This is a genomic window from Thalassospira lohafexi (genome assembly GCF_002844275.1).
In the GTDB taxonomy this organism is placed as follows: Bacteria; Pseudomonadota; Alphaproteobacteria; order Rhodospirillales; family Thalassospiraceae; genus Thalassospira; species Thalassospira lohafexi.
On the sequence record NZ_NXGX01000003.1, the window covers coordinates 459,988 to 480,734 of the forward strand.

Annotated in this window: 18 protein-coding genes; 9 read left to right on the plus strand and 9 right to left on the minus strand. The window is 54.4% G+C overall.

Going from position 1 to position 20,747, the window contains the following annotated elements:
- Positions 1 to 1,365, plus strand: a complete 1,365-nt coding sequence (locus tag COO92_RS09145) for a penicillin-binding protein activator (RefSeq protein ID WP_240626383.1) — start codon at positions 1 to 3, stop codon at positions 1,363 to 1,365.
- A 50-nt stretch (positions 1,366 to 1,415) separates the two neighbouring features.
- Here the strand turns inward: COO92_RS09145 and nth are convergent, their stop codons facing one another.
- Positions 1,416 to 2,057 carry an endonuclease III gene (gene nth / locus COO92_RS09150; RefSeq protein WP_033368946.1) on the minus strand — a complete coding sequence of 214 codons (642 nt, stop codon included), beginning with the start codon at positions 2,055 to 2,057 and terminating at the stop codon, positions 1,416 to 1,418.
- Positions 2,058 to 2,273: 216 nt separating this feature from the next.
- Between nth and COO92_RS09155 the strand changes: the two genes are divergently transcribed.
- The 3 genes from COO92_RS09155 (at position 2,274) to dnaJ (ending at position 6,291) form a co-directional block, all read left to right on the plus strand.
- The gene (locus COO92_RS09155; protein ID WP_022732850.1) at positions 2,274 to 2,774 is read left to right on the plus strand and encodes a DUF2244 domain-containing protein; all 501 of its coding nucleotides are present in this window, start codon (positions 2,274 to 2,276) and stop codon (positions 2,772 to 2,774) included.
- Positions 2,775 to 3,110: 336 nt separating this feature from the next.
- Positions 3,111 to 5,033: a molecular chaperone DnaK gene (dnaK, locus tag COO92_RS09160; RefSeq protein WP_101301527.1), complete on the plus strand. Its 1,923-nt coding sequence runs from the start codon at positions 3,111 to 3,113 to the stop codon at positions 5,031 to 5,033.
- Positions 5,034 to 5,136: 103 nt separating this feature from the next.
- Positions 5,137 to 6,291, plus strand: a complete 1,155-nt coding sequence (dnaJ, locus tag COO92_RS09165; RefSeq protein ID WP_101301528.1) for a molecular chaperone DnaJ — start codon at positions 5,137 to 5,139, stop codon at positions 6,289 to 6,291.
- Positions 6,292 to 6,346: 55 nt separating this feature from the next.
- On the opposite strand, the gene COO92_RS09170 is transcribed toward dnaJ, so the two are convergent.
- On the minus strand, positions 6,347 to 7,285 hold the full coding sequence (locus COO92_RS09170) for a LysR family transcriptional regulator (RefSeq protein WP_101301530.1): 939 nt from the start codon (positions 7,283 to 7,285) through the stop codon (positions 6,347 to 6,349).
- 106 nt (positions 7,286 to 7,391) lie between these two features.
- Here COO92_RS09170 and COO92_RS09175 point away from each other — a divergent pair, with 106 nt between their 5' ends.
- Together COO92_RS09175 and dapB are read left to right on the plus strand one after the other, a co-directional pair.
- A complete protein-coding gene (locus tag COO92_RS09175) occupies positions 7,392 to 8,276 on the plus strand; it encodes an aldo/keto reductase family oxidoreductase (RefSeq protein WP_101301532.1) in 885 nt (294 codons plus the stop codon).
- A gap of 104 nt (positions 8,277 to 8,380) precedes the next feature.
- Positions 8,381 to 9,181: a 4-hydroxy-tetrahydrodipicolinate reductase gene (gene dapB / locus COO92_RS09180; protein WP_101301533.1), complete on the plus strand. Its 801-nt coding sequence runs from the start codon at positions 8,381 to 8,383 to the stop codon at positions 9,179 to 9,181.
- A 78-nt stretch (positions 9,182 to 9,259) separates the two neighbouring features.
- Here the strand turns inward: dapB and COO92_RS09185 are convergent, their stop codons facing one another.
- Together COO92_RS09185 and polA are read right to left on the minus strand one after the other, a co-directional pair.
- Complete coding sequence (locus COO92_RS09185; RefSeq protein ID WP_101301536.1) at positions 9,260 to 10,111, minus strand: substrate-binding periplasmic protein; 852 nt, start codon at positions 10,109 to 10,111, stop codon at positions 9,260 to 9,262.
- Between the two features lie 246 nt (positions 10,112 to 10,357).
- Positions 10,358 to 13,204, minus strand: a complete 2,847-nt coding sequence (gene polA / locus COO92_RS09190; RefSeq protein ID WP_101301537.1) for a DNA polymerase I — start codon at positions 13,202 to 13,204, stop codon at positions 10,358 to 10,360.
- Positions 13,205 to 13,505: 301 nt separating this feature from the next.
- On the opposite strand from polA, the gene COO92_RS09195 reads away from it, so the two are divergent.
- Together COO92_RS09195 and COO92_RS09200 are read left to right on the plus strand one after the other, a co-directional pair.
- A complete protein-coding gene (locus COO92_RS09195) occupies positions 13,506 to 14,288 on the plus strand; it encodes a hypothetical protein (protein WP_206186384.1) in 783 nt (260 codons plus the stop codon).
- A gap of 33 nt (positions 14,289 to 14,321) precedes the next feature.
- A complete protein-coding gene (locus tag COO92_RS09200) occupies positions 14,322 to 14,900 on the plus strand; it encodes an alpha/beta fold hydrolase (protein ID WP_101301539.1) in 579 nt (192 codons plus the stop codon).
- Here the strand turns inward: COO92_RS09200 and COO92_RS09205 are convergent, their stop codons facing one another.
- The 5 genes from COO92_RS09205 to COO92_RS09225 form a co-directional block, all read right to left on the minus strand.
- Positions 14,901 to 16,211, minus strand: a complete 1,311-nt coding sequence (locus COO92_RS09205; RefSeq protein ID WP_240626384.1) for a bifunctional folylpolyglutamate synthase/dihydrofolate synthase — start codon at positions 16,209 to 16,211, stop codon at positions 14,901 to 14,903.
- A complete protein-coding gene (gene accD, locus COO92_RS09210; protein WP_101301542.1) occupies positions 16,192 to 17,115 on the minus strand; it encodes an acetyl-CoA carboxylase, carboxyltransferase subunit beta in 924 nt (307 codons plus the stop codon). The genes COO92_RS09205 and accD overlap by 20 nt, the downstream gene beginning before the upstream one ends.
- 61 nt (positions 17,116 to 17,176) lie before the next feature.
- Positions 17,177 to 18,025, minus strand: coding sequence for a tryptophan synthase subunit alpha (trpA, locus tag COO92_RS09215; RefSeq protein WP_101301544.1), 849 nt, complete (start codon positions 18,023 to 18,025; stop codon positions 17,177 to 17,179).
- Positions 18,022 to 19,245, minus strand: coding sequence for a tryptophan synthase subunit beta (gene trpB / locus COO92_RS09220; protein WP_022732837.1), 1,224 nt, complete (start codon positions 19,243 to 19,245; stop codon positions 18,022 to 18,024). The genes trpA and trpB overlap by 4 nt, the downstream gene beginning before the upstream one ends.
- Positions 19,246 to 19,370: 125 nt before the next feature.
- On the minus strand, positions 19,371 to 19,550 hold the full coding sequence (locus COO92_RS09225) for a zinc-finger domain-containing protein (RefSeq protein ID WP_022732836.1): 180 nt from the start codon (positions 19,548 to 19,550) through the stop codon (positions 19,371 to 19,373).
- 181 nt (positions 19,551 to 19,731) lie between these two features.
- Here COO92_RS09225 and COO92_RS09230 point away from each other — a divergent pair, with 181 nt between their 5' ends.
- Positions 19,732 to 20,694 carry an ABC transporter ATP-binding protein gene (locus COO92_RS09230; RefSeq protein ID WP_022732835.1) on the plus strand — a complete coding sequence of 321 codons (963 nt, stop codon included), beginning with the start codon at positions 19,732 to 19,734 and terminating at the stop codon, positions 20,692 to 20,694.
- Positions 20,695 to 20,747 lie beyond the last annotated feature (53 nt).

Sequence of the window (20,747 nt, forward strand, 5' to 3'; positions counted from 1 at the left end):
GTGTTTGTCCTCTCTATCGGGCTAGCCGCATGTAGTGCGACCACGAGTATCACGGACCTGTTTGGCATGCAACGAGACGGGGCACCGGTGGAAACCGCCAACGACCCCGGCGCGAATGCGACCCGCGCACCGGATCAGGGATTGATCCCGGATGCCAATCCGTGGACAAACGATGCCGCCTTGCCAGAAGGGGTAGGCGAAGAAATCCCGACATTGTTTAATGATGAGGCCGCAACATCGGAAAAACGTGTTGCGTTGTTATTGCCACTGTCAGGGCAGAATGCCGCCCTTGGCCGTGCGATGCGCCATGCCGCCGAACTGGCAATGTTTGATATCGCCGCGGATGATTTCATCTTGATGCCGATTGATACCGCCGGGACCTATCAGGGTGGGCAGAATGCCGCGCGTCAGGCGATTAATGCTGGTGCCAAGATGATCCTTGGTCCGCTGTTTTCCGAATCGGTAAGCGGTGCCAGCGAAGTTGCCAAATCGGCCAATGTGCCGGTGGTGGCCTTTTCCAACAACCGACGGGTTGCGGAAAATGGTGTGTGGGTCAACGGTTTGATCCCGGAAGACCAGATTGCGCGTGCGGTGGGCTATGCCACGACGCAGGGCAAATATCGTTTTGCCGCCCTGTTGCCGCAAAATGATTACGGTCGTCAGATTGCCGGTGCCTTGCAAAGTGTCGTGTCGCGCGTTGGCGGTACACTTGGCCGGGTTGCCTTCTATCAGCCGGGGTCCGAAAGCCTTCAGCAAACCATCCGCGATTTTGCAAATTATGATGCACGGCGGGCGAATTTGCGGGCGCGCAAGGCACAGTTGAATGCCGAAGGCGGGACCGCAGCCAAACGCGCACTGCGGCGTCTTGAAGGTGTCGATACCCTTGGTGAGCTTGATTTTGATGCCTTGATCCTGCCGGCAACCGGTGGGGACTTGCGTCAGGTATCGGCCCTTCTGGCCTATTTCGATATTGATCCATCGGTGGTGCAGTTTATCGGAACATTTGGCTGGAACGATCCGGGCCTGTTTACCGAACCAGCCCTTAAGGGCGGAATTTTTGCCGCCCCGAACCCGGAAAACTGGGAACTGTTTGCGGATCGGTTTGCGCGCACCTTTGGCGATCAGCCGCCACGTATTTCAAGTCTGGCCTATGACAGTACCGCTTTGGCGGCCTTGATGGCGCGTGATGAAAACAACATGTCCGAGGCGGCGTTGACCAACACCAGCGGATTTGTCGGGGTGGATGGTGTGTTTCGCCTGACCCCAGATGGTCGGTCTGAGCGGGGGTATGCCATCATGCAAATCGGGCCAGAGGGGGCAAAGGTCATCGCCCCGGCCCCGGCCAGCTTTGATCAGGTATTCTGATTTGATCGGGTAAAACCGTATCGACAGTATGACGCAAAACGCCTGCCGGATTATGCCCCGGCGGGCGTTTTGTCTTTGAAATTGCACAGATCATTAACAATGCAGTCGCCACAACGCGGCTTGCGCGCCTTGCAGATATAGCGTCCATGCAGGATCAGCCAGTGATGCGCATGGGTCATAAAGCGCGAAGGCACCTTTTTCATCAGTCCTTTTTCCACCGCCAGAACCGTCTTGCCATTGGCCATACCGGTGCGATTGCCCAGACGGAAAATATGGGTATCAACCGCCATGGTGTGTTCACCCCAGGCAATATTGCGCACCACATTGGCGGTTTTACGCCCGACACCGGGCAGTTCTTCAAGCGCGTCCTGATCGTTGGGCACGATGCCATTATGTTTCTCGACCAGAATTTTGGCCGCGGCCATGACGTTCTTGGCCTTGCCGCGATACAGACCAATGGTTTTAATATGACTGATCAGGGCTTCTTCGCCCAGATCAAGCATGTCTTGCGGGGTTTCAACGATCTGAAACAGCTTCTTGGTGGCCTTGTTCACCCCGATGTCGGTTGCCTGTGCTGATAGGGCGACAGCAACCAAAAGCGTATAGGGATTGGTGTAGTCCAGTTCCCCCTTGGGTTCCGGGTCGGCATCAGACAGACGCTGGAAAAAGGCGTCAATCGCGGCTTTGTTCATCGGGCGGGCCATGGCAGAGAACTCTTTCTTGGTGCCGCATTTTTGCGGTCGATTTAGGGAACAGCATCTTGTTGAAATGCGGGTTCCGTGATCCGATCTCTTGATCTGCTATTATATAAACGTGCAGGTTCAAAAAATCGAATTCTGATTGCAGCCCGGTCAAGACCGGGCGCAAAATCGCCGCGTACAAGCCGACCACGATCAGAGGGATATATAGTGCCCGCCGTACCGCGCAGTTCAAAACCGATCTTTAGCATTGCCCTGAGGCCGCCGCGTTCCCTGTCACGGCGCGGGGCGCGCAATGTTGTTTTCCTGCTGGCGGGGGCGACAACGACGATTGGCTTGATCTTTTGGTCGGTGGGGGCGTGGCCGGTGATCGGCTTTTTGGGGGTTGATGTGATTTTTCTGGCCCTGGCATTTCATTTCAGTTTCCGGGCGGCACGCGAAGAAGAACGGATTGAGTTGCATCCGGGGAATTTGCGGGTGACGCGAATCCCGGTGCGTGGCCGACGTCAGCAATATGATTTTCAGCCATATTGGCTGCGCGTTGTTCTTGAACGAGGCGAAGACGCGCAGTGCAGTCTTTTTTTGCAAACACATGGCAAAAGTCTGGAAATTGCCGGTTTTCTCGGGCCTGATGAAAAGGCCGATCTGGCCTCGCGACTTGAAGACGTGTTGCGTAAAAACCGTTGCTATCCGGCGCAAAACCCTGCCTGAGAAATTAGATTTGCGCGTTTTGCAACCCGGTTATGACCGATTTGAAAAGCGCGAATTTCAAGGATCAAAACTGGCCTTATGCGCCAATTTGGCGTTCTGGAGCGGGTTAAAATGCCCGTCATTGGATCAAAATCGGCGTTTGATCACCAAAAACACCCAAGATTCCCTGTTTTGACCGCTTGCGACTTTGTGGGGACTTTCATATATAGGTGCGCGGGGTAACGAAGAACCCCCAGAAAAATTACGTGTATTAACACCATTGGTCCCAGGAGGTCCTGCGCGGCGCTTCATAGCGAAGGCTGCGGGACGGACCGGCCGCTAAAAGAGGAACTTACTATGGGCAAAATTATTGGTATCGATCTTGGCACCACAAACTCATGCGTTGCAGTCATGGACGGCAAAGAAGCCCGCGTGATTGAAAACAGTGAAGGTGCCCGTACCACACCATCAATGGTCGCATTCACCGATGACGATGAACGTCTTGTCGGTCAGCCTGCAAAACGTCAGGCTGTGACCAACCCGGAAAACACCCTGTTTGCGATCAAACGTCTGATCGGCCGTCGCTACAGCGACGCTGAAGTCGAAAAAGACAAGGATCTGGTGCCGTACAAAATTATTGCCGGTGAAAACGGTGATGCATGGGTTGAAGTCAATGGCGAGAAAATGGCCCCGAGCCAGATCGCAGCCATGGTGCTTCAGAAAATGAAGGAAACCGCAGAAGGCCATCTTGGCGAGCCGGTGACCGAAGCCGTGATTACCGTACCTGCGTATTTCAACGATTCGCAGCGTCAGGCAACCAAAGACGCCGGTAAAATCGCCGGTCTTGATGTTAAACGTATCATCAACGAGCCGACGGCAGCTGCCCTGGCCTATGGCCTGGACAAAAAAGAAGCTGGCACCGTGGTTGTTTATGACCTTGGTGGCGGTACTTTTGACGTGTCGGTTCTGGAAATCGGCGATGGTGTTTTCGAAGTTAAATCAACCAACGGCGATACCTTCCTTGGTGGTGAAGACTTCGACAAACAGATCATTGATTACCTTGCTGACGAGTTCAAAAAAGAACAGCAGATCGATCTTCGTAAAGACCGTCTGGCCCTGCAGCGTCTGAAAGAAGCTGCTGAAAAAGCCAAGATCGAGCTTTCCTCGTCGATGCAGACAGATGTGAACCTGCCGTTCATCACCGCAGACGCATCGGGTCCGAAGCACCTGAACATCAAACTGTCGCGTGCGAAGCTTGAAGGTCTGGTTGGCGATCTGATCGAACGCACCATGACGCCGTGCAAAGCCGCATTGAAAGATGCCGGCATCACCGCAGGCGAAATTGATGACGTGATCCTGGTTGGCGGCATGACCCGTATGCCGAAAGTTCAGGAACGCGTGAAAGAGTTCTTTGGCCGTGAGCCGCACAAAGGTGTGAACCCGGACGAAGTTGTTGCACTTGGTGCGGCGATTCAGGGTGGTGTCTTGCAGGGTGACGTTAAAGACGTCCTGCTGCTTGATGTTACTCCGCTGTCGCTGGGTATTGAGACCCTTGGTGGTGTCTTCACCCGTTTGATCGACCGTAACACCACGATCCCGACCCGCAAGTCGCAGACCTTCTCGACCGCTGAAGACAATCAGACGGCCGTGACCATCCGCGTCTTCCAGGGCGAACGTGAAATGGCGGCTGATAACAAGATGCTTGGCCAGTTTGATCTGGTTGGTATCCCGCCGGCACCGCGCGGTGTTCCGCAGATCGAAGTGACCTTTGACATTGATGCCAACGGTATCGTCAACGTGTCTGCCAAAGATAAGGCAACCAACAAGGAACAGCAGATCCGCATTCAGGCATCTGGTGGTCTTGGCGATGACGAAATCGAAAAAATGGTCAAAGACGCGGAAAGCAATGCCGAGTCTGATAAACAGCGTAAGGCACTTGTTGAAGCCCGTAACCAGGCCGAAGCCGTTGTTCACTCGACCGAGAAAAACCTGACCGAGCATGGCGACAAGGTTGACGATGCAACCAAGTCAGAAATCGAAAACGCCCTGTCGGCTTTGAAAGAAGCCAAGGACGGTGAAGATGCCGATGCGATCACCGCAAAGGTCAACGAACTTCAGCAGGCTGCGATGAAACTTGGCGAAGCCATGTATCAGGCCCAGCAGGCAGAAGACGGTGGCGCAGAAGGTGACGCTGCGGATGCAGGTGCGTCAGCACAGGCTGATGACGGTGTTGTTGATGCCGACTTCGAAGAAGTCGACGACAACAAAAAAGATAAATAAGACGACCGCAGAGGTCGTCTTTAACGACGCCCTGTAAATAAAAATCGGGCCGTTCCGGACGCAGAAACTGCTGGGACGGCCCGACCGTATTTCGGAGTTACAGATGGCGAAAGAAGATTACTACGAGCTGTTGGGTGTCAGTAAAGACGCCAGCGCGGCCGAGCTCAAAAGCGCCTATCGCAAGCAGGCCATGAAATTCCATCCGGATAAAAATCCGGGCAATACCGAAGCCGAAGTTAAATTCAAGCAGGTCAACGAAGCGTACGAAATCCTCAAGGATGACGAAAAGCGCGCGGCCTATGATCGTTTTGGTCATGCTGCCTTTGAACAGGGTGGTCCCGGTGGGGGCGGCTTTGGAGGTGGTGGCTTTGGCGGCGGCGGTTTCGGTGGCGGCGGATTTTCCGATGTCTTCGACGAAATCTTTGGCGCTATGGGGGGCGGTGGTCGCCGTGGTGGCGGTGGATCGTCGCGCGGTGCCGATCTGCGCTACAATATGGCGATCACGCTCGAAGAAGCATTCGAAGGCAAGAAAGCCGAAATCACCATTCCGGGATCGGTTTCGTGTGAAGAATGTGACGGTACCGGTGCAGAAGCCGGTTCCCAGCCTGTGACCTGCCCGACTTGTAATGGCCACGGTAAAGTCCGTGCCCAGCAAGGGTTCTTTACCATTGAACGCACCTGCCCGAGCTGTCATGGCAAAGGCAAGATCGTTAAAAACCCGTGCAAATCGTGCCATGGTGTCGGTCGCGTTGAAAAGGAAAAAACCCTGCAGGTCACGATCCCGCAAGGGGTTGAGGACGGCACACGTATTCGCCTCGCGAGCGAAGGCGAAGCCGGAACCAATGGGGCACCGGCGGGTGATCTTTATATCTTCCTTGATATTGCGCATCACCGGTTCTTCCAGCGTGAAGGGGCGAACCTGTATTGCCGGATTCCGATCCCGATGGGCAAGGCTGCCCTTGGTGGCACCATCGAGGTGCCGACCATTGAAGGCACGCGCACCCGGATCAACATTCCAGCCGGAACCCAGTCGGGTCAGCAGCTTCGGCTGCGGGGCAAGGGCATGACCATCCTGCGGTCTCAGGCGCGCGGGGACATGTTTGTTGAAATCAGCGTCGAAACGCCGGTCAATCTGACCGACCGCCAGAAAGAACTTCTGGAAGAATTCGACGAGATTTCGCGTGCAGAAGGCTCCAGCCCGGAAAGCGAAGGCTTCTTTTCCAAGATGAAAGAAATCTGGAAAGACCTGACGGACTAGGCACCATGCAATATCGTTCCGGTTTTGGAACGAAAAAGGATTTAACCCCACTCTGTTATGCGGAGTGGGGTTTTTCTTTGGCCGGATGGCTTGGCCAAGGGTGGCTTTTGACGAAATCAATAAAGGTCCGCAAGGGTGTCGGGACAAGCCGACGTCCCGGATAATACAGTTTGGGTCCCGGAAACCGCGGCCACCAGTCCGACAGCACCGGGACGAGTGCTCCGCTGTCAAAATAGGGCTGGAGCCAGTCTTCAAACAGATAAAGGATGCCTGTGCCCTGACAAGCGGCCACAGTCGCAAGGTCGGTCCCGCCGCCCGGTCGGACAAGTAACGGACCGGTCGGGTTGAGTTCGATGGTTTCGTCGCCGCGTTCAAATTCCCACGGATGTAGTGCCCCGCTGGCAAAGCGGCCACGCAGGCAGGCATGGTCCAGAAGGTCACGGGGATGTTCGGGTATGCCGTGCTGTTTTAGATATCCGGGCGATGCGGCAGCGGCAAAACGCTGGCTGCGCGGGCCAATCGGAATGGCGATCATGTCCTGTTCAAGGCTTTCATCATACCGGATGCCGGCATCACATCCTTCGGCCAGAACATCGACAAAGCTTTCTTCGGTGATGATTTCGACCCGGATACCGGGATAGGCGGCCAGAAAGGCCGGGATGATATCGGGCAGGACAAGACGGGCGGCACTGACCGGGACATTCAGTTTAAGGGTCCCGACCGGCCGGTCCCGATAGCTGTTAACGACATCAAGTGCGAGTTCCATTTCATCAAGTGCTGGGGAAAGCCGTTGCAACAGTCCTTCTCCGGCCTCGGTCAGGGCGACACTGCGCGTGCTGCGGTTAAACAGCCGCACGCCAAGTTGCGATTCAAGGCGGCGAACCTGATCGCTTAAGCGCGATGCGCTGCCGTTGCTCAGGCGGGCACCTTCGCGAAAACCCCCGGCGCGCGCGACCGTGACAAAGGCGGTGATGGTGGCCAGATCCAGTTTCATTGTTCCAAATTCCGTACAACCTGTATCAATTGTACCGGATTGTTGATCACGGGAATAGGCGTTAGCGTCCTGTCAGACAGAAATCCTGATAGGAAGGAGAATTCCCATGACCATGATCGAACAGGCAGGAACATTTGCGATTGGTGATTTGACGGTGAACCGCATGGGCTATGGCGCGATGCAGTTGGCTGGGCCGGGGGTGTTTGGCCCGCCAAAGGACCGGAATGAGGCGATTGCGGTTTTACATGCCGCCCGCGAAGCCGGGGTCAATCACATCGATACCAGCGACTTTTACGGGCCGCACATCACCAATCAACTGATCAAGGAAGCGCTTCATCCTTATCAGGATGATTTAGTGATTGTGACCAAGATCGCGGCAAAACGCGGCGATGATGGTGCTTGGTTGCCAGCCCTGTCGCCCGACGAACTGACATCGGCGGTGCATGACAATCTGCGCAATCTGGGCATTGATGCGATTGATGTGGTCAATTTCCGCTCCATGCACGGGCTTCATGGCCCGGCGGAAGGATCGATTGGTGAACCGCTTTCGGTTCTTGCCGAGTTGCAAAAACAAGGCCTTATCCGTCATATCGGCCTGTCGAACGTCACCCCGACCCAAATTGCCGAAGGGCGCGAGATTTGCGACATCGCCTGTGTCCAGAACCAGTACAACCTTGCCCATCGCGATGACGACGGTTTGATTGACGATCTGGCGGCGGATGGCATTCCCTATGTGCCGTTTTTCCCGCTTGGGGGCTTCTCGCCATTGCAGTCAGAAACCTTGTCACAGGTTGCCAAACGTCTTGAGGCATCGCCGATGCAGGTCGCGCTTGCGTGGTTATTACAGCGGTCCCCCAATATCCTGCTTATTCCGGGGACATCGTCGCGCAAACACTTGTCACAGAACCTTGCGGCGGCGGGTTTGACGATCCCGGCGGATGCGATTGCCGAGCTTAATGCGATTGCGGCACAGGCGGTGACATCAGCCTGAATGGGCTGATGCTGGTCTTTTGCGCATTTCCGGTGATTTCATCGTGCGGCGGCATGTGATAAAGCAATCACACGTTTGAAATTACGGATCCTAGGAGACCGGAAATGAAAGTCGGGATTGTTGGTTGTGCTGGCCGGATGGGCCGGATGCTGGTGAATGAAACGGCCAAGACCAAGGGCTGCGAAGTTGGTGGCGGCACGGATCTTCCGGGCAGTTCATTCATTGGCAAGGACGTCACCTTGATTGCCGGTCTGGAAGAAAGTGGCGTTCTGGTTGGTGACGATCCCAAGGCGTTGTTTGAAACCGTTGATGCGGTGATTGATTTCACCGCCCCGGCGGCCACCATGAAACACGCGAAACTGGCGGCTGAAACCGGGACCATCCTTGTGATTGGTACGACCGGGCTTTCCAATGACCAGAAAGACGAGTTGAAAGTTGCGGCGCAAAACGCCCCGATCATTTTTGCGCCGAACATGAGTGTCGGTGTCAATCTTGCCTTTGCACTGGTCGAAAAGGTGGCGGCGGTTCTTGATAAGGACGTGGCCGACATCGAAATCGTTGAAATGCATCACAAGCACAAGGTCGATGCGCCGTCAGGGACCGCCCTTGGCCTTGGTGAAGCCGCTGCCAAGGGGCGTGGTGTTGTGCTTGATGATGTGTCGGTGCGATCACGCGACGGGCATACAGGTGCGCGTGAGGACGGCACAATCGGTTTTGCGACGCTCCGCGGTGGCGATGTTGTCGGTGATCATACGGTTGTCTTTGCCTGCGAGGGTGAGCGCATCGAGATCACCCACAAGGCATCCTCACGCGAAGTGTTCGCCAAGGGGGCCGTGCGGGCCGCAAAATGGGCCGAAGGCAAGGCGCCGGGACTTTATTCCATGCGCGATGTCTTGGGGCTTTAAGCCTGACATCGGACGTGTCACAGCCGACTTTATACCGTGAGATGATTAACACCGGCCAGAGACATCAGGCCGGTGTTTTTATTGGCTATTGACGGCTTTGGTTTCTGGTCGCAAAGGCATTATGTTGGCAACCGCATCGGGGATGCATGCGGGGGGCATGCAGCTTAACCGGCCAAGACCCTTGTTAAAGGCATCACGTTGCCTAAGGCCCTGTGATGAGGGCGGGAATCCGACATGCAATGTTTGTTCGATCACCAGATGCGGGTTGTAGATAACAAGGTTTTCCGCATCGCGAAGGCCGGGGTTATTGTGAAGAAGATAGCGGGCAACATTGTGATCAATCACGGCCACTTCGACATGGCCGGTAATGAGTTGGCGCAGAAGAGTTTCATCGTCGCGCATACCAAAGGAATTCATGCTGGTGCTTTCGAGCATGGCGACCAAGTGTGATTCATAGCCATAGCCCTTGACATAGCCGACGGCATATTCTTTGAGGTCGCTAAGGTTTTCCCAGGAAAATTCAGTTGAACGCAAATGTACAAAGCCGAGCGGACTGGTGCCGATTGGTTCGGAAAACAGGAACTGACGACGCCGTTCAGGGTTGTCATAAAGCGGAAATATGGCTTCAAACCCGCGATTGTTCAGGATGTTTAAAAGTGCGCGTTTCCAAGGATAGACTTCGATTGTGTGGTCGATATCGACCTGATCAAAGGCTGCGGTTACCACACGCGATAGAAGTCCACCATCCGGCAGATTGACAGTGCTATAGGGCGGCCAGTCCAGCGTGACGAGGTTAATAATCGGTTTTGTCGAATGTGGTGGGTCATCGGCGCGTACCGTTGGGATCGACACTATCAGCGCAACACACATGATCAAACCACCCCACATAATCTTCTGGGTGATCAATCGGCGTTGCACCGGAACACGCATTGTTTCCTCCCTCTGCCCGCAGAAACCTATCCATAAGTGGTGATTCCGGTCAAGGTTCGAAAGGCTATTTCATTAGATTTATATTGTATTAATTGGTGTATTGATCGTGTTTATAAACAATCACAGATGTTTAATAAGGATTATTTAATGTAGTGGTGCGACGGCAAGGCGCAGGGCCAAGTGGCCAAAGAAAAACCTCGGCATTTTGACAGATGCCGAGGTTTTAAATGATCGAGGGGGGATGATCTAATGCGCATCCGCCCAGCTATCGCCAATGCCCGCATCGACAATCAGCGGCACCGACAGATGGGCGGCATTTTCCATGACATCGCGGATGATCTTGATGGCTTTTTCGGCCTCGTCTTCCGGGGCTTCAAAGATCAATTCATCGTGGACCTGTAACAGCATCCGGGTTTTAAGGCCGGCATCAACCAAAGCACCGGGAACCGCGATCATTGCACGTTTGATGATATCGGCAGCCCCACCCTGAATCGGGGCGTTGATGGCGGCACGCTCGCCAAAGCTTCGGCGCATGCCGTTTTTATCATTGATGCCATTGATATGGATGTTGCGGCCAAACAGGGTGCGGACATGGCCATGTTTTTTGGCAAATTCCTTGGCCTGATCCATGTAATCGCGAATGCCGGGGTAAATTTCGAAATAGGCTTCGATGAAGGCCTTGGCTTCTTTTTGGCCAATGCCGAGCTGATTGGCCAGACCAAAGGCAGATATGCCATAGATGATGCCAAAGTTAATTGCCTTGGCCTTACGGCGCACCATCGGGTCCATGCCCTCAATCGGGACACCAAACACCTTTGATGCGGTGGCGGCGTGGATATCCTCGCCGTTTTTGAACGCTTCGCGCAGCGCATCAATTTCGGCCACATGGGCCAGAAGACGCAGCTCGATCTGCGAATAGTCGGCAGAAATAAGCTTGCAGCCCTTATCGGCAACAAAGGCGGTGCGGATTTTCCGGCCTTCTTCGCTGCGGATCGGGATGTTTTGCAGGTTCGGATCGTTTGACGACAACCGCCCGGTATTGACGTTGGTTTGACCGTAGCTTGTATGAACGCGCCCAGTCAGCGGGTTAACGTGATTTGCCAAGGCATCGGTGTAAGTACTTTTAAGTTTTGACAGTTGGCGCCATTCCAAAATTTTGGTCGGCAGGTCATGACCGAGTGCAGCCAATCCTTCAAGAACGTCAGCACCGGTTTGCCATGCGCCGGTTTTGGTTTTCTTGCCACCCGGCAGGCTCATTTTATCAAACAGAATTTCGCCGAGCTGCTTGGGACTGCCAAGGTTGAACGGTTCACCAGCCATTTCATGGATGGTTTTTTCGAGTATCGCCATGCGTTTGGCAAAGTCATCCGACAGGTTTTTAAGGATGTCGGTATCAACCTTAACCCCCAGCCGTTCCATTTTGGCCAAGACCGGCACCAACGGGCGGTCCAGCGTTTCATAGACGCTTGCCATATGTTCCTGAGCAATACGGGGTTTAAGTAACCGATGCAGGCGAAGGGTGATATCGGCATCCTCGGCGGCATAGTCCAGCGCCTTATCAAGCGGGACCTGATCAAAGGTGATCTGGGTTTTGCCCGACCCGCAAACCTCCGAGAACTTTATTGGCTGGTAATCAAGATGCAGGTCAGCCAGTTCGTCCATGCCGTGTCCGTGGCTGGTGCCATCAAGGACATAGGACAGCACCATGGTGTCATCCATCGGGGCGACATCAATGCCATGACGCGACAGAACAATCATATCGTATTTCAGGTTCTGACCGATTTTCAGAACACCGGTGTCCTGCAACAACGGTTTGATCAGCTCAATGGCGCGATCAAGCGCGATTTGTTTGGGGATGTCGGCCTTGGCAGGGGCCTCTTTGGCATCGCCAAAATCAAATCCGCCTTGCGTGCCTTTGGCTTCGCTGTTCTCAGCACTCTTGCCGTGCCCCAGCGGGATGTAACAGCCATTTCCAGGCTCTGTCGAAAGTGAAATGCCAACCAGTTTGGCCTGATGGGCATCAAGGGACGTGGTTTCGGTATCAACCGCAACTGTCCCGGCATATTCGGCCTTTGCAATCCAGTGCCTTAGACGTTCTTCATCCTGCACAAGTTCATATTCTGCCTTTTCGACATTGATTTTATTGACACCGACACCGGGCTGGGTCGGGCTTTCAAATTCAATATCGCCGCCAAATTTTGCTTTTACTTTAGAAAGCAGTGATTTAAAGCCATGACTTGCAATAAAGCTTAAAAGAACTTCTGCGTCGGGTTCTTTTAATTCAAACCCACTGATCTGCTCAACCACTGGAACGTCGGTTTTCAAGGTGACCAGACGTCGGGAAATACGGGCCAGTTCGGCATTCTCGATCAGTTTTTCGCGGCGCTTGGGCTGTTTGATTTCGCCTGCGCGCTCCAGTAGAGAATCAAGATCACCATATTCATCAATAAGTTGGGATGCGGTCTTAATGCCAATGCCCGGAACACCGGGGACGTTATCAACAGAATCACCGGCAAGTGCCTGAATATCGATGACTTTGTTTGGAGAAACACCAAACTTCTCCATCACCTCGGCAGCACCAATGGTACGATTCTTCATCGCATCAAACATTTGCACCCGGTCGGTGACAAGCTGCATTAAATCCTTGTCCGAAGACACGATAATGACGTCAGAACCTTCGGCTTCGGCCTGACGGGCATAGGTCGCGATCAGGTCGTCGGCCTCATATCCTTCGAGCTCGATCGACGGCAGGTTGAACGCCCGGGTCGCATCGCGGATCAGGCCAAACTGCGGCACCAGTTCTTCGGGCGCTGGTGGGCGGTGTGCCTTGTATTCGGGATAGAAATCATTGCGGAACGTCTTGCCCTTGGGGTCAAAAATGACCGCCATATGGTCGGGCTTGGTGTCTTCGCGCAGTTTCATCAGCATGGTGCAGAAACCATACACCGCGTTTACCGGCGTGCCGTCCGGACTGGTCATCGGCGGCAGGGCATGAAAGGCGCGGAAAATAAAGCCGGAACCATCAACCAGTACGACGCGGCGCGGTTTTTGTCCGCTGGACGTCTTGGTGTCGGATGGGGCGGAATCTGTCATGCGTCTCTTGCTCTTATGTTCGAGGATAATGTTGGCCCGCAGAATGCCCGATCCGTGTCGGTAAGTCGAGGGCGCGGTGTCGCCTACGATCAAAAACCGCGCCTGTCTCCTGACAAAAACGGGTGGCAAAGTGTCGGCCTTTGACGCTGGGTTGATGTATATTTCGATATCAAAACAAATAAGCTAAATACCGGGGGCTGGACGATTTTTGGCGGACGGTCTGTTTGTGCTTATCGTTCTGCTGCGGTGTTGCTATGGTGATGTGATAACTTCATCCCAAGGGACATGGGAGATCCGGTTCGTGGCCCGGAAAACAAGCAAGCCGGAATTTAGCCCAAAGGGCATCGGCGTTGAAACTGCAGGTCCGGTACGTGAGCTTTCAGATGATATGAGGCTCTCGACCCGGCAAGGCAAAAAGAAGCAAGGTGATCGTCGCGGGGTAGCTGCGAACGATACAGGATGGCGCCGATTTTTTAGCGTCAGTGCATGGCTGCGTTTTGTCCTGACTTTTGGCAGTTTTGGGTTGGTTCTGCATGGCTTGTTCATTGTCTTTGGCGTGTATGAACGCAATGAACGCCTTGCAAACTTTGATCATTTTGTCTTGCTGATCAAACTCGTGGTGTTTGTCGCGTTGATGTATCTGTTTTACGCCATGCTGATGCATTACGGGCCCATTCGGCACAAGGTTCGGGGCATTTTCTTTTTGGCGCTTGCCCCGGTGGCCGCCCTTTGCATTTTTATGATCTATGGCGGCGGTGCCCTTTTTGGCAGTTTCATCCCGGTTTTGCAGTTCTTGATCCTGACCATCGGGGTCGGTGGATTTCTGCTGTATGTCCTTGGTTATACATGGATAACCGGACGTAAGGTGCGCCGTGAAACGGTAAAATATGGCGATTTCACACCGGCAGGCGACCCAATAGGCTCGGCGGGTCATGGTAACCTGCCGCCCGGTGTGCGACAGGATCGCCGCAAAGTCCACAAAGCAGGCAACCTGCGGCTACGCAGTACCGATGGCCGTGGTGATGCAACGGGCGGGGGATCTGGAAACGGCAATGGTGGCAAGGTCCGTTTGCCGGAAATCTAACGCATTCTGAACCATGAGCAGCGGAGGACCTTTATGCGCCGCGACTTGATTTTTATCCACAGCGCAGGAAAACAGGGCGGAGATGACGGCAGTAGCCGGTTTCTAGCCCGGCTTGAAGCCGCGCTGGACGGCCAGTTTCGCATTGTCGCACCGGAAATGCCGACCCCGGAGCGCCCCGACGTTGAACTATGGCTTCGCGAAATTGACCGCGTGGTTTCCAACAGCAAGTCTGATGTCCGACCGGGGGCGGTGCTTGCCGGTCATTCGCTTCGTGGGTCAACGATTTTGCAGTATCTCGGGCGAAATCGTGAAATATACCGTGATGATAACTGGTTATCGGCGGCTTTTAGCATTTCAGCACCGTTTTGGGGCCTAAAAGACTGGGAAGTGACGGATTTTGCCTTGTCTGCACCGGAAATTGCCGCATTACAGGGTCTAAAAGACCTGTATTTCTGTCACAGTGCGGATGATCGCATCGTGCCAGCGGAACATCAGGACGCTTACACTGATCATTTTCCCCATGCGGGCTGCATCCGGCTTAGATCAGCCGGGCATTTATTGTCAGACGGGGATGCTGACGATCTGATTGAAAAGATCGCCGCATTCGCCTGATCAGGAATGATTTTCCAGAACGACACCGGCCAGATACAGCGACCCAAGGATCAAAATCCGCGATGGCGCCGGGGTTTCTGTCAGCAAAACCTCAACCGCGTGTTTGAGGTCGTTACAGGCGTGGCTTTTGGCAATGCCGCAATCACGCCCGGCGTTTTGCAGGGTGGTGGCATCATGCGCCTCATGATCGCCGGGAATAACAATCCCCGCCAAGGCCGATACATGGGGTGCCAGTGGTGCCAGAAAGGCCACAGGGTCACGGTTATCAAGCATACCGACAATCACAAGCGTATCGCCCTTGGGCTGTTGTGACAGCCATTCAGAGATCACCTCGGCAGCGGCGATATTATGGCCGCCATCCAGGATAAGCTCACAATTTTCCGGCAGGACGTCGATCAGCGGACCTTTTTTAAGGCGCTGCAAGCGTGCGGGCCATTGTGCTGAGCGCAACCCATTGGCCAGAACATCCACATCCATGCCATCACTGCCGGGTATATTGGCCTTGCGCACCGTGGCAATCGCCGTGGCGGCGTTGACATATTGATGCCGACCGGGAAGGGCAGGCCGTGGCAGGTTTAATGTGTCGCGCCCGATGCGCAGCATAAAACCATCAGCCGTTTCGTCAACGACGTCAAAATCACAAAAGATCGGCGCGCCAATCGTGTTGGCATGACGGGCAAGCGTATCAAAGGCTTCAAGGGGTTGCGGGGCGAGGATGCTGACCACGCCCGGCTTCATGATCCCGGCCTTTTCAAAGGCAATTTTGGCAATCGTATCGCCAAGGAACCCCTGATGATCAAGCGAGATTGGCGTGATCACGGTTGCCGCAGGGGTATCAAGCACATTGGACGCATCCACCCGTCCGCCCAGTCCGGTTTCAAGGATCAGAACATCGGCGGGAATGCGCGCAAAGGCCAGAAATGCCGCGGCCTGTGCAATTTCAAAGAAGGTAATGGAATCGCCGTTATTAACGGTTTCGACTTCTTCAAGCAGGTCACAAAGCGCCTGTTCGGAAATCTGCGCACCGGCAACGACAATACGTTCGTGAAAACGCACAAGATGCGGGGATGTCGAGCAATGAACCCGAAGGCCAGCCGCCTCATAAATCGCGCGCAAATAAGCCTGGGTGGAGCCTTTGCCGTTGGTGCCAGCCAAATGAATGACAGGCGGCAGACTCAGGTGCGGATTTCCAAGCTTTTCAAGAAGCCGGGTAATCCGCCCGAGTGAAAGATCAATGACTTTCGGGTGCAACTGACCAAGGCGTGCAATGATTGCATCGCTTCGGGCTGTGTTACTTGTCTGTTTTGGCACCTTTGGTGTCCGGCTTTTTCTTGGCATCCTTGATCGGGACAATCGACGCACCGGGTTTGGTGCGGCGGATCATGTCAATCAGGCGGCCAAAGGTCGCGTTCAATTCGTTGCGCGGAACCACCATATCGACCATGCCATGGTCCATCAGATATTCTGCTGTCTGGAAGTCGTCAGGCAGTTTTTCGCGAATGGTGTTTTCAATCACGCGCCGACCGGCAAAGCCGATCTGGGCACCGGGTTCGGCAACCTGAATGTCACCGAGCATGGCAAAGGATGCCGAAACACCCCCTGTGGTCGGATCGGTCAGCAGCACGAAATAGGGCAGGCCCTTTTCCTTGACCTTTTCAATCGCAGCCGTGGTGCGCGCCATCTGCATCAGGCTAAGGATGCCTTCTTGCATACGTGCACCGCCCGATGCCGGGACAATGATCAAAGCCGCATCCTGAACCGATGCCAGTTCGGCCGCGGCAACGATGCCCTCGCCAACCGCGATCCCCATCGATCCGCCCATAAAGGAGAAATCGAAAACGGCAATCACCGTGGCATGACCACCGACCTCACCATGGGCAACAGCCAGCGCATCCTTATAGGTTGCTTTGGCTTGAGCTGCTTTGAGGCGGTCAGTGTATTTTTTCTGATCGCGGAATTTCAGCGGGTCAACCGGAACATTCGGCAGTTCGATGGTTTGGTATTTACCCCCATCAAACAGGAGTTCAAGACGGTTTTGCGCGGAAATCCGCATGTGATGCCCACAATGCTGGCAAACATGATTGTTCTTTGCCAGGTCACGGTGGAAAATCATCTGTTCGCATGATTTGCATTTGTGCCAAAGATTTTCGGGCACATCTGTCCGGCGAACAAGTTGTTGAATCTTGGGACGGACGAATTCAGTCAGCCACGACATATCGGATACTGATCCTTAGGTTCTGTCTATATCGGTTCTTTTACAAACGCACAGCGATTGCTTATTTGCGTGCGTCCCGGACCCCGTTTGCCAGTTCGCGTACAAGGCCGGTAACCATAGAGGCGGTCTTATCGGTGGCCTTGCCGTTTTCGTCAAGACTTTCGGCAATTTTTGATACGATTGCCGAACCAACAACAGCTGCATCGGCCTGTCTTGCGACCTCGGCGGCCTGTGCGGCTGTCTTGATGCCAAACCCGACTGCGATCGGCAGTTTGGTATGACGACGCAGGCGTTCCATTGCTTCGATAATCTGCTCATTGCTTGCCGAACCGGCACCGGTTACCCCGGCCACCGACACATAGTAAACAAAGCCGGATGTATTCTGAACAAGTTTCGGCAAACGCTTGTCATCAGAGGTCGGTGTGGTCAGTCGAATGAACGATAGACCTTTTTCGACGGTCGGAACACAAAGCTCTTCGTCTTCTTCGGGCGGCAGATCAACAACAATCAGGCCATCAACCCCGGCATTGCGCGCATCTTCAAGGAATTCTGCCACGCCATAGATGTAGATCGGGTTGTAATAGCCCATCAGAATGATCGGCGTTTCGTGGTCCTGATCACGGAAACCACGCACCAGCGACAGCGTTTTGCGCATGTGCATGCCCGCTGCAAGTGCACGGTTCGATGCTTCCTGAATGGCGGGGCCATCGGCCATCGGATCGGTGAACGGCATGCCCAGTTCGATGATATCCGCCCCGGCTTCTGGCAGGGCCTTGAGGATTTCAAACGAAGCTTCGGGGTCCGGGTCACCCGCCGTGATGAAGGTTACAAGACCGGCACGGCCTTCTTCCTTGAGCTTGGCAAAACGTTTTTCGATGCGGTCTTTGCCGCCAATGATTGCGTCGCTCACAGTTTAACTCCCAGTGCTTCAGCCACGGTAAAGATGTCTTTGTCACCTCGGCCGCACAGATTGACGATGATGATTTTATCCTTGCTCATCGTCGGTGCGATTTTGATGACATGTGCCAGTGCATGGCTGGGTTCGAGTGCCGGGATGATGCCCTCACATTCAGAACACAGCTTGAAAGCAGCAAGGGCTTCCTTATCAGTAATCGCAACGTAATTGACACGCCCGATATCCTTAAGCCAGCTATGTTCCGGGCCAATCCCCGGATAATCAAGACCGGCCGAAATCGAGTCTGCCTCGGTGATCTGACCATCATCATCCATCAGAAGATATGTACGGTTGCCGTGCAAAACGCCCGGTGCGCCGGCCGTCAGGCTGGCGGCATGCTTGCCGGTATGAACACCGTGACCAGCCGCCTCGACGCCAGTGATTTCGACATCCTTGTCATCGAGGAACGGATGGAACAGCCCGATGGCGTTTGATCCCCCCCCGATGGCGGCAACCAGAAGATCGGGCAGGCGACCTTCGGCTTCCATGATCTGTTCCTTGGCTTCGTTGCCGATCACACACTGGAAATCACGGACAAGTTCCGGATAGGGATGTGGGCCAGCCGCGGTGCCGATGATGTAAAACGTGTCTTCGACGTTGGTAACCCAGTCACGCAATGCTTCGTTCATCGCGTCTTTCAACGACCGCGAACCCGACTCGACCGGTTTGACCTCAGCCCCCAGAAGCTTCATGCGGAACACATTGGGCGACTGACGTTCGATGTCTTTGGCCCCCATGTAAACCGTGCAGGGCAGACCAAAGCGCGCACAAACGGTGGCGGTTGCAACACCGTGCTGACCCGCACCGGTTTCGGCGATAATGCGGGTTTTACCCATGCGCATGGCCAGAAGGATCTGACCAATACAGTTATTGATCTTATGCGCGCCGGTGTGGTTGAGCTCGTCACGCTTGAAATAGACCTTGGCCCCGCCAAGTTCTGCTGTCATGCGTTCAGCGAAATAAAGCGGGCTTGGACGGCCAACGTAATATTTCAGATAATAATCGAGTTCCTTTTGGAACTCCGGGTCATTCTTGGCGTCCTTATAGGCCTGCTCAAGCTCAAGAATCAGTGGCATGAGCGTTTCGGCGACAAAACGGCCACCGTAATTACCAAAATGCCCGTCCGTATCAGGAAGGGTGCGGTAGCTGTTGGGCTTGGGCGATGAAGACGTCATAGAAATTCCCCGTGGATAGGCCGCAATTCCTGCGGCGTAGGCTGGTGACGACCGATTAATCCGCAAAGCGCTGACGAAATGTGTCGCGCTGGCTGGTTACAATACCCGCAAACGGGCGTAACGGATTAATGGGCTGCGTGATCGGCCTGGGATTTGTCGAAGATATATTTTTTTGAGCAGTACGGGCAGACGATCTCGCCTTTTTCCTCAAGATTGAGGTAAACGGTCGGGTGGCCAAGGTGACCTTTTCCGCCGTCGCAGGCTACATTCAGAGTGCCGACTTTGATTTCTTCGGTGAGCTTCATATATCCAGTTCCAAGTTTTGTATGGCCATCGGGATTGGCCACGCGATGCGGTCAGCATTGACCCCGGTTTAACGGGGATGATACCGATTGCGCATATTCAATCAATACTTCCGCATGCTCATGGCGCTCCATGGTCTTAGCGCAAACAAGCGATGCGGAAAAGAGTGGAGATCACTGACACATGACTGCAATGCCCGACTATGCCATCGAAGTCGAAGGCTTGACCAAGGTCTATACGGGGTCAAACGGCGAAAAACTTGCCCTTGATGATGTTTCACTGAAGATTCCCCGCGGGTCTTTTTTCGCGCTTCTCGGACCAAATGGTGCCGGAAAGTCAACGTTTATCAACATCTTGGCCGGTCTTGTCACCAAGACAAACGGCACGGCAAAAATCTGGGGCCATGATATCGAGGCGGAAATGCGCGCGGCGCGTTGCGCGATCGGGATCGTGCCACAGGAACTAAATTTGGATGCATTTTTCACCCCGCGTCAGGCGATGGAATTGCAGGCTGGCCTCTATGGCGTGCCCAAACCGGAACGTCGCACGGACGAGATTCTTGCCGCCCTTGGTCTGGCAGACAAGGCAGACTCGTACTCAAGATCGCTTTCGGGCGGGATGCGTCGCCGCCTTTTGGTTGGTAAGGCCATGGTTCATACCCCACCGGTTCTGGTTCTTGATGAACCAACCGCCGGGGTCGACATCGAATTGCGTCAGCAGCTTTGGGCCTATGTCAAAGAACTGAACAACGCCGGTGTGACCATCGTTCTGACCACACACTATCTTGAAGAAGCCGAAGAACTGTGTGACGAGATCGCGATCATCAATCAGGGCAAAGTCATTGCCCATGAAGATAAGCGTAGCCTGCTGCGCCGGATTGATCACAAAACCCTGATCCTGACGGTGAATAATGAACTCAATGCGGTTCCCGATGTGCTGGCCCCTTGGGGGGCGGAGCTTCGGTCGGAAAACCAGATTGCGCTGCATTATCGCCCCAGCAACACCCAGATGACCGAAATCCTCGAAGCCATTCATGGCTGTGGTCTGGCGGTTAAGGATCTGTCGACCGAGGAAGGCGATCTTGAAGACATCTTCCTGATGCTGACCCGCGATAATAATGCCGCGCGGGCCGGTGCGGCGGCGTAGGCTGCCGCGCGGTACCAGAAACTCAGGCGGCCCTTGCCCGTCATGATCGATAT

Bases quoted from the DNA above. Each gene is read 5' to 3' on its own strand.
- nth (WP_033368946.1), bottom strand. From the start codon at position 2,057: ATGAACAAAGCCGCGATTGACGCCTTTTTCCAGCGTCTGTCTGATGCC.
- dnaK (WP_101301527.1), top strand. From the start codon at position 3,111: ATGGGCAAAATTATTGGTATCGATCTTGGCACCACAAACTCATGCGTT.
- dnaJ (WP_101301528.1), top strand. From the start codon at position 5,137: ATGGCGAAAGAAGATTACTACGAGCTGTTGGGTGTCAGTAAAGACGCC.
- COO92_RS09170 (WP_101301530.1), bottom strand. From the start codon at position 7,285: ATGAAACTGGATCTGGCCACCATCACCGCCTTTGTCACGGTCGCGCGC.
- COO92_RS09175 (WP_101301532.1), top strand. From the start codon at position 7,392: ATGACCATGATCGAACAGGCAGGAACATTTGCGATTGGTGATTTGACG.
- dapB (WP_101301533.1), top strand. From the start codon at position 8,381: ATGAAAGTCGGGATTGTTGGTTGTGCTGGCCGGATGGGCCGGATGCTG.
- COO92_RS09185 (WP_101301536.1), bottom strand. From the start codon at position 10,111: ATGCGTGTTCCGGTGCAACGCCGATTGATCACCCAGAAGATTATGTGG.
- polA (WP_101301537.1), bottom strand. From the start codon at position 13,204: ATGACAGATTCCGCCCCATCCGACACCAAGACGTCCAGCGGACAAAAA.
- COO92_RS09200 (WP_101301539.1), top strand. From the start codon at position 14,322: ATGCGCCGCGACTTGATTTTTATCCACAGCGCAGGAAAACAGGGCGGA.
- accD (WP_101301542.1), bottom strand. From the start codon at position 17,115: ATGTCGTGGCTGACTGAATTCGTCCGTCCCAAGATTCAACAACTTGTT.
- trpB (WP_022732837.1), bottom strand. From the start codon at position 19,245: ATGACGTCTTCATCGCCCAAGCCCAACAGCTACCGCACCCTTCCTGAT.
- COO92_RS09225 (WP_022732836.1), bottom strand. From the start codon at position 19,550: ATGAAGCTCACCGAAGAAATCAAAGTCGGCACTCTGAATGTAGCCTGC.
- COO92_RS09230 (WP_022732835.1), top strand. From the start codon at position 19,732: ATGACTGCAATGCCCGACTATGCCATCGAAGTCGAAGGCTTGACCAAG.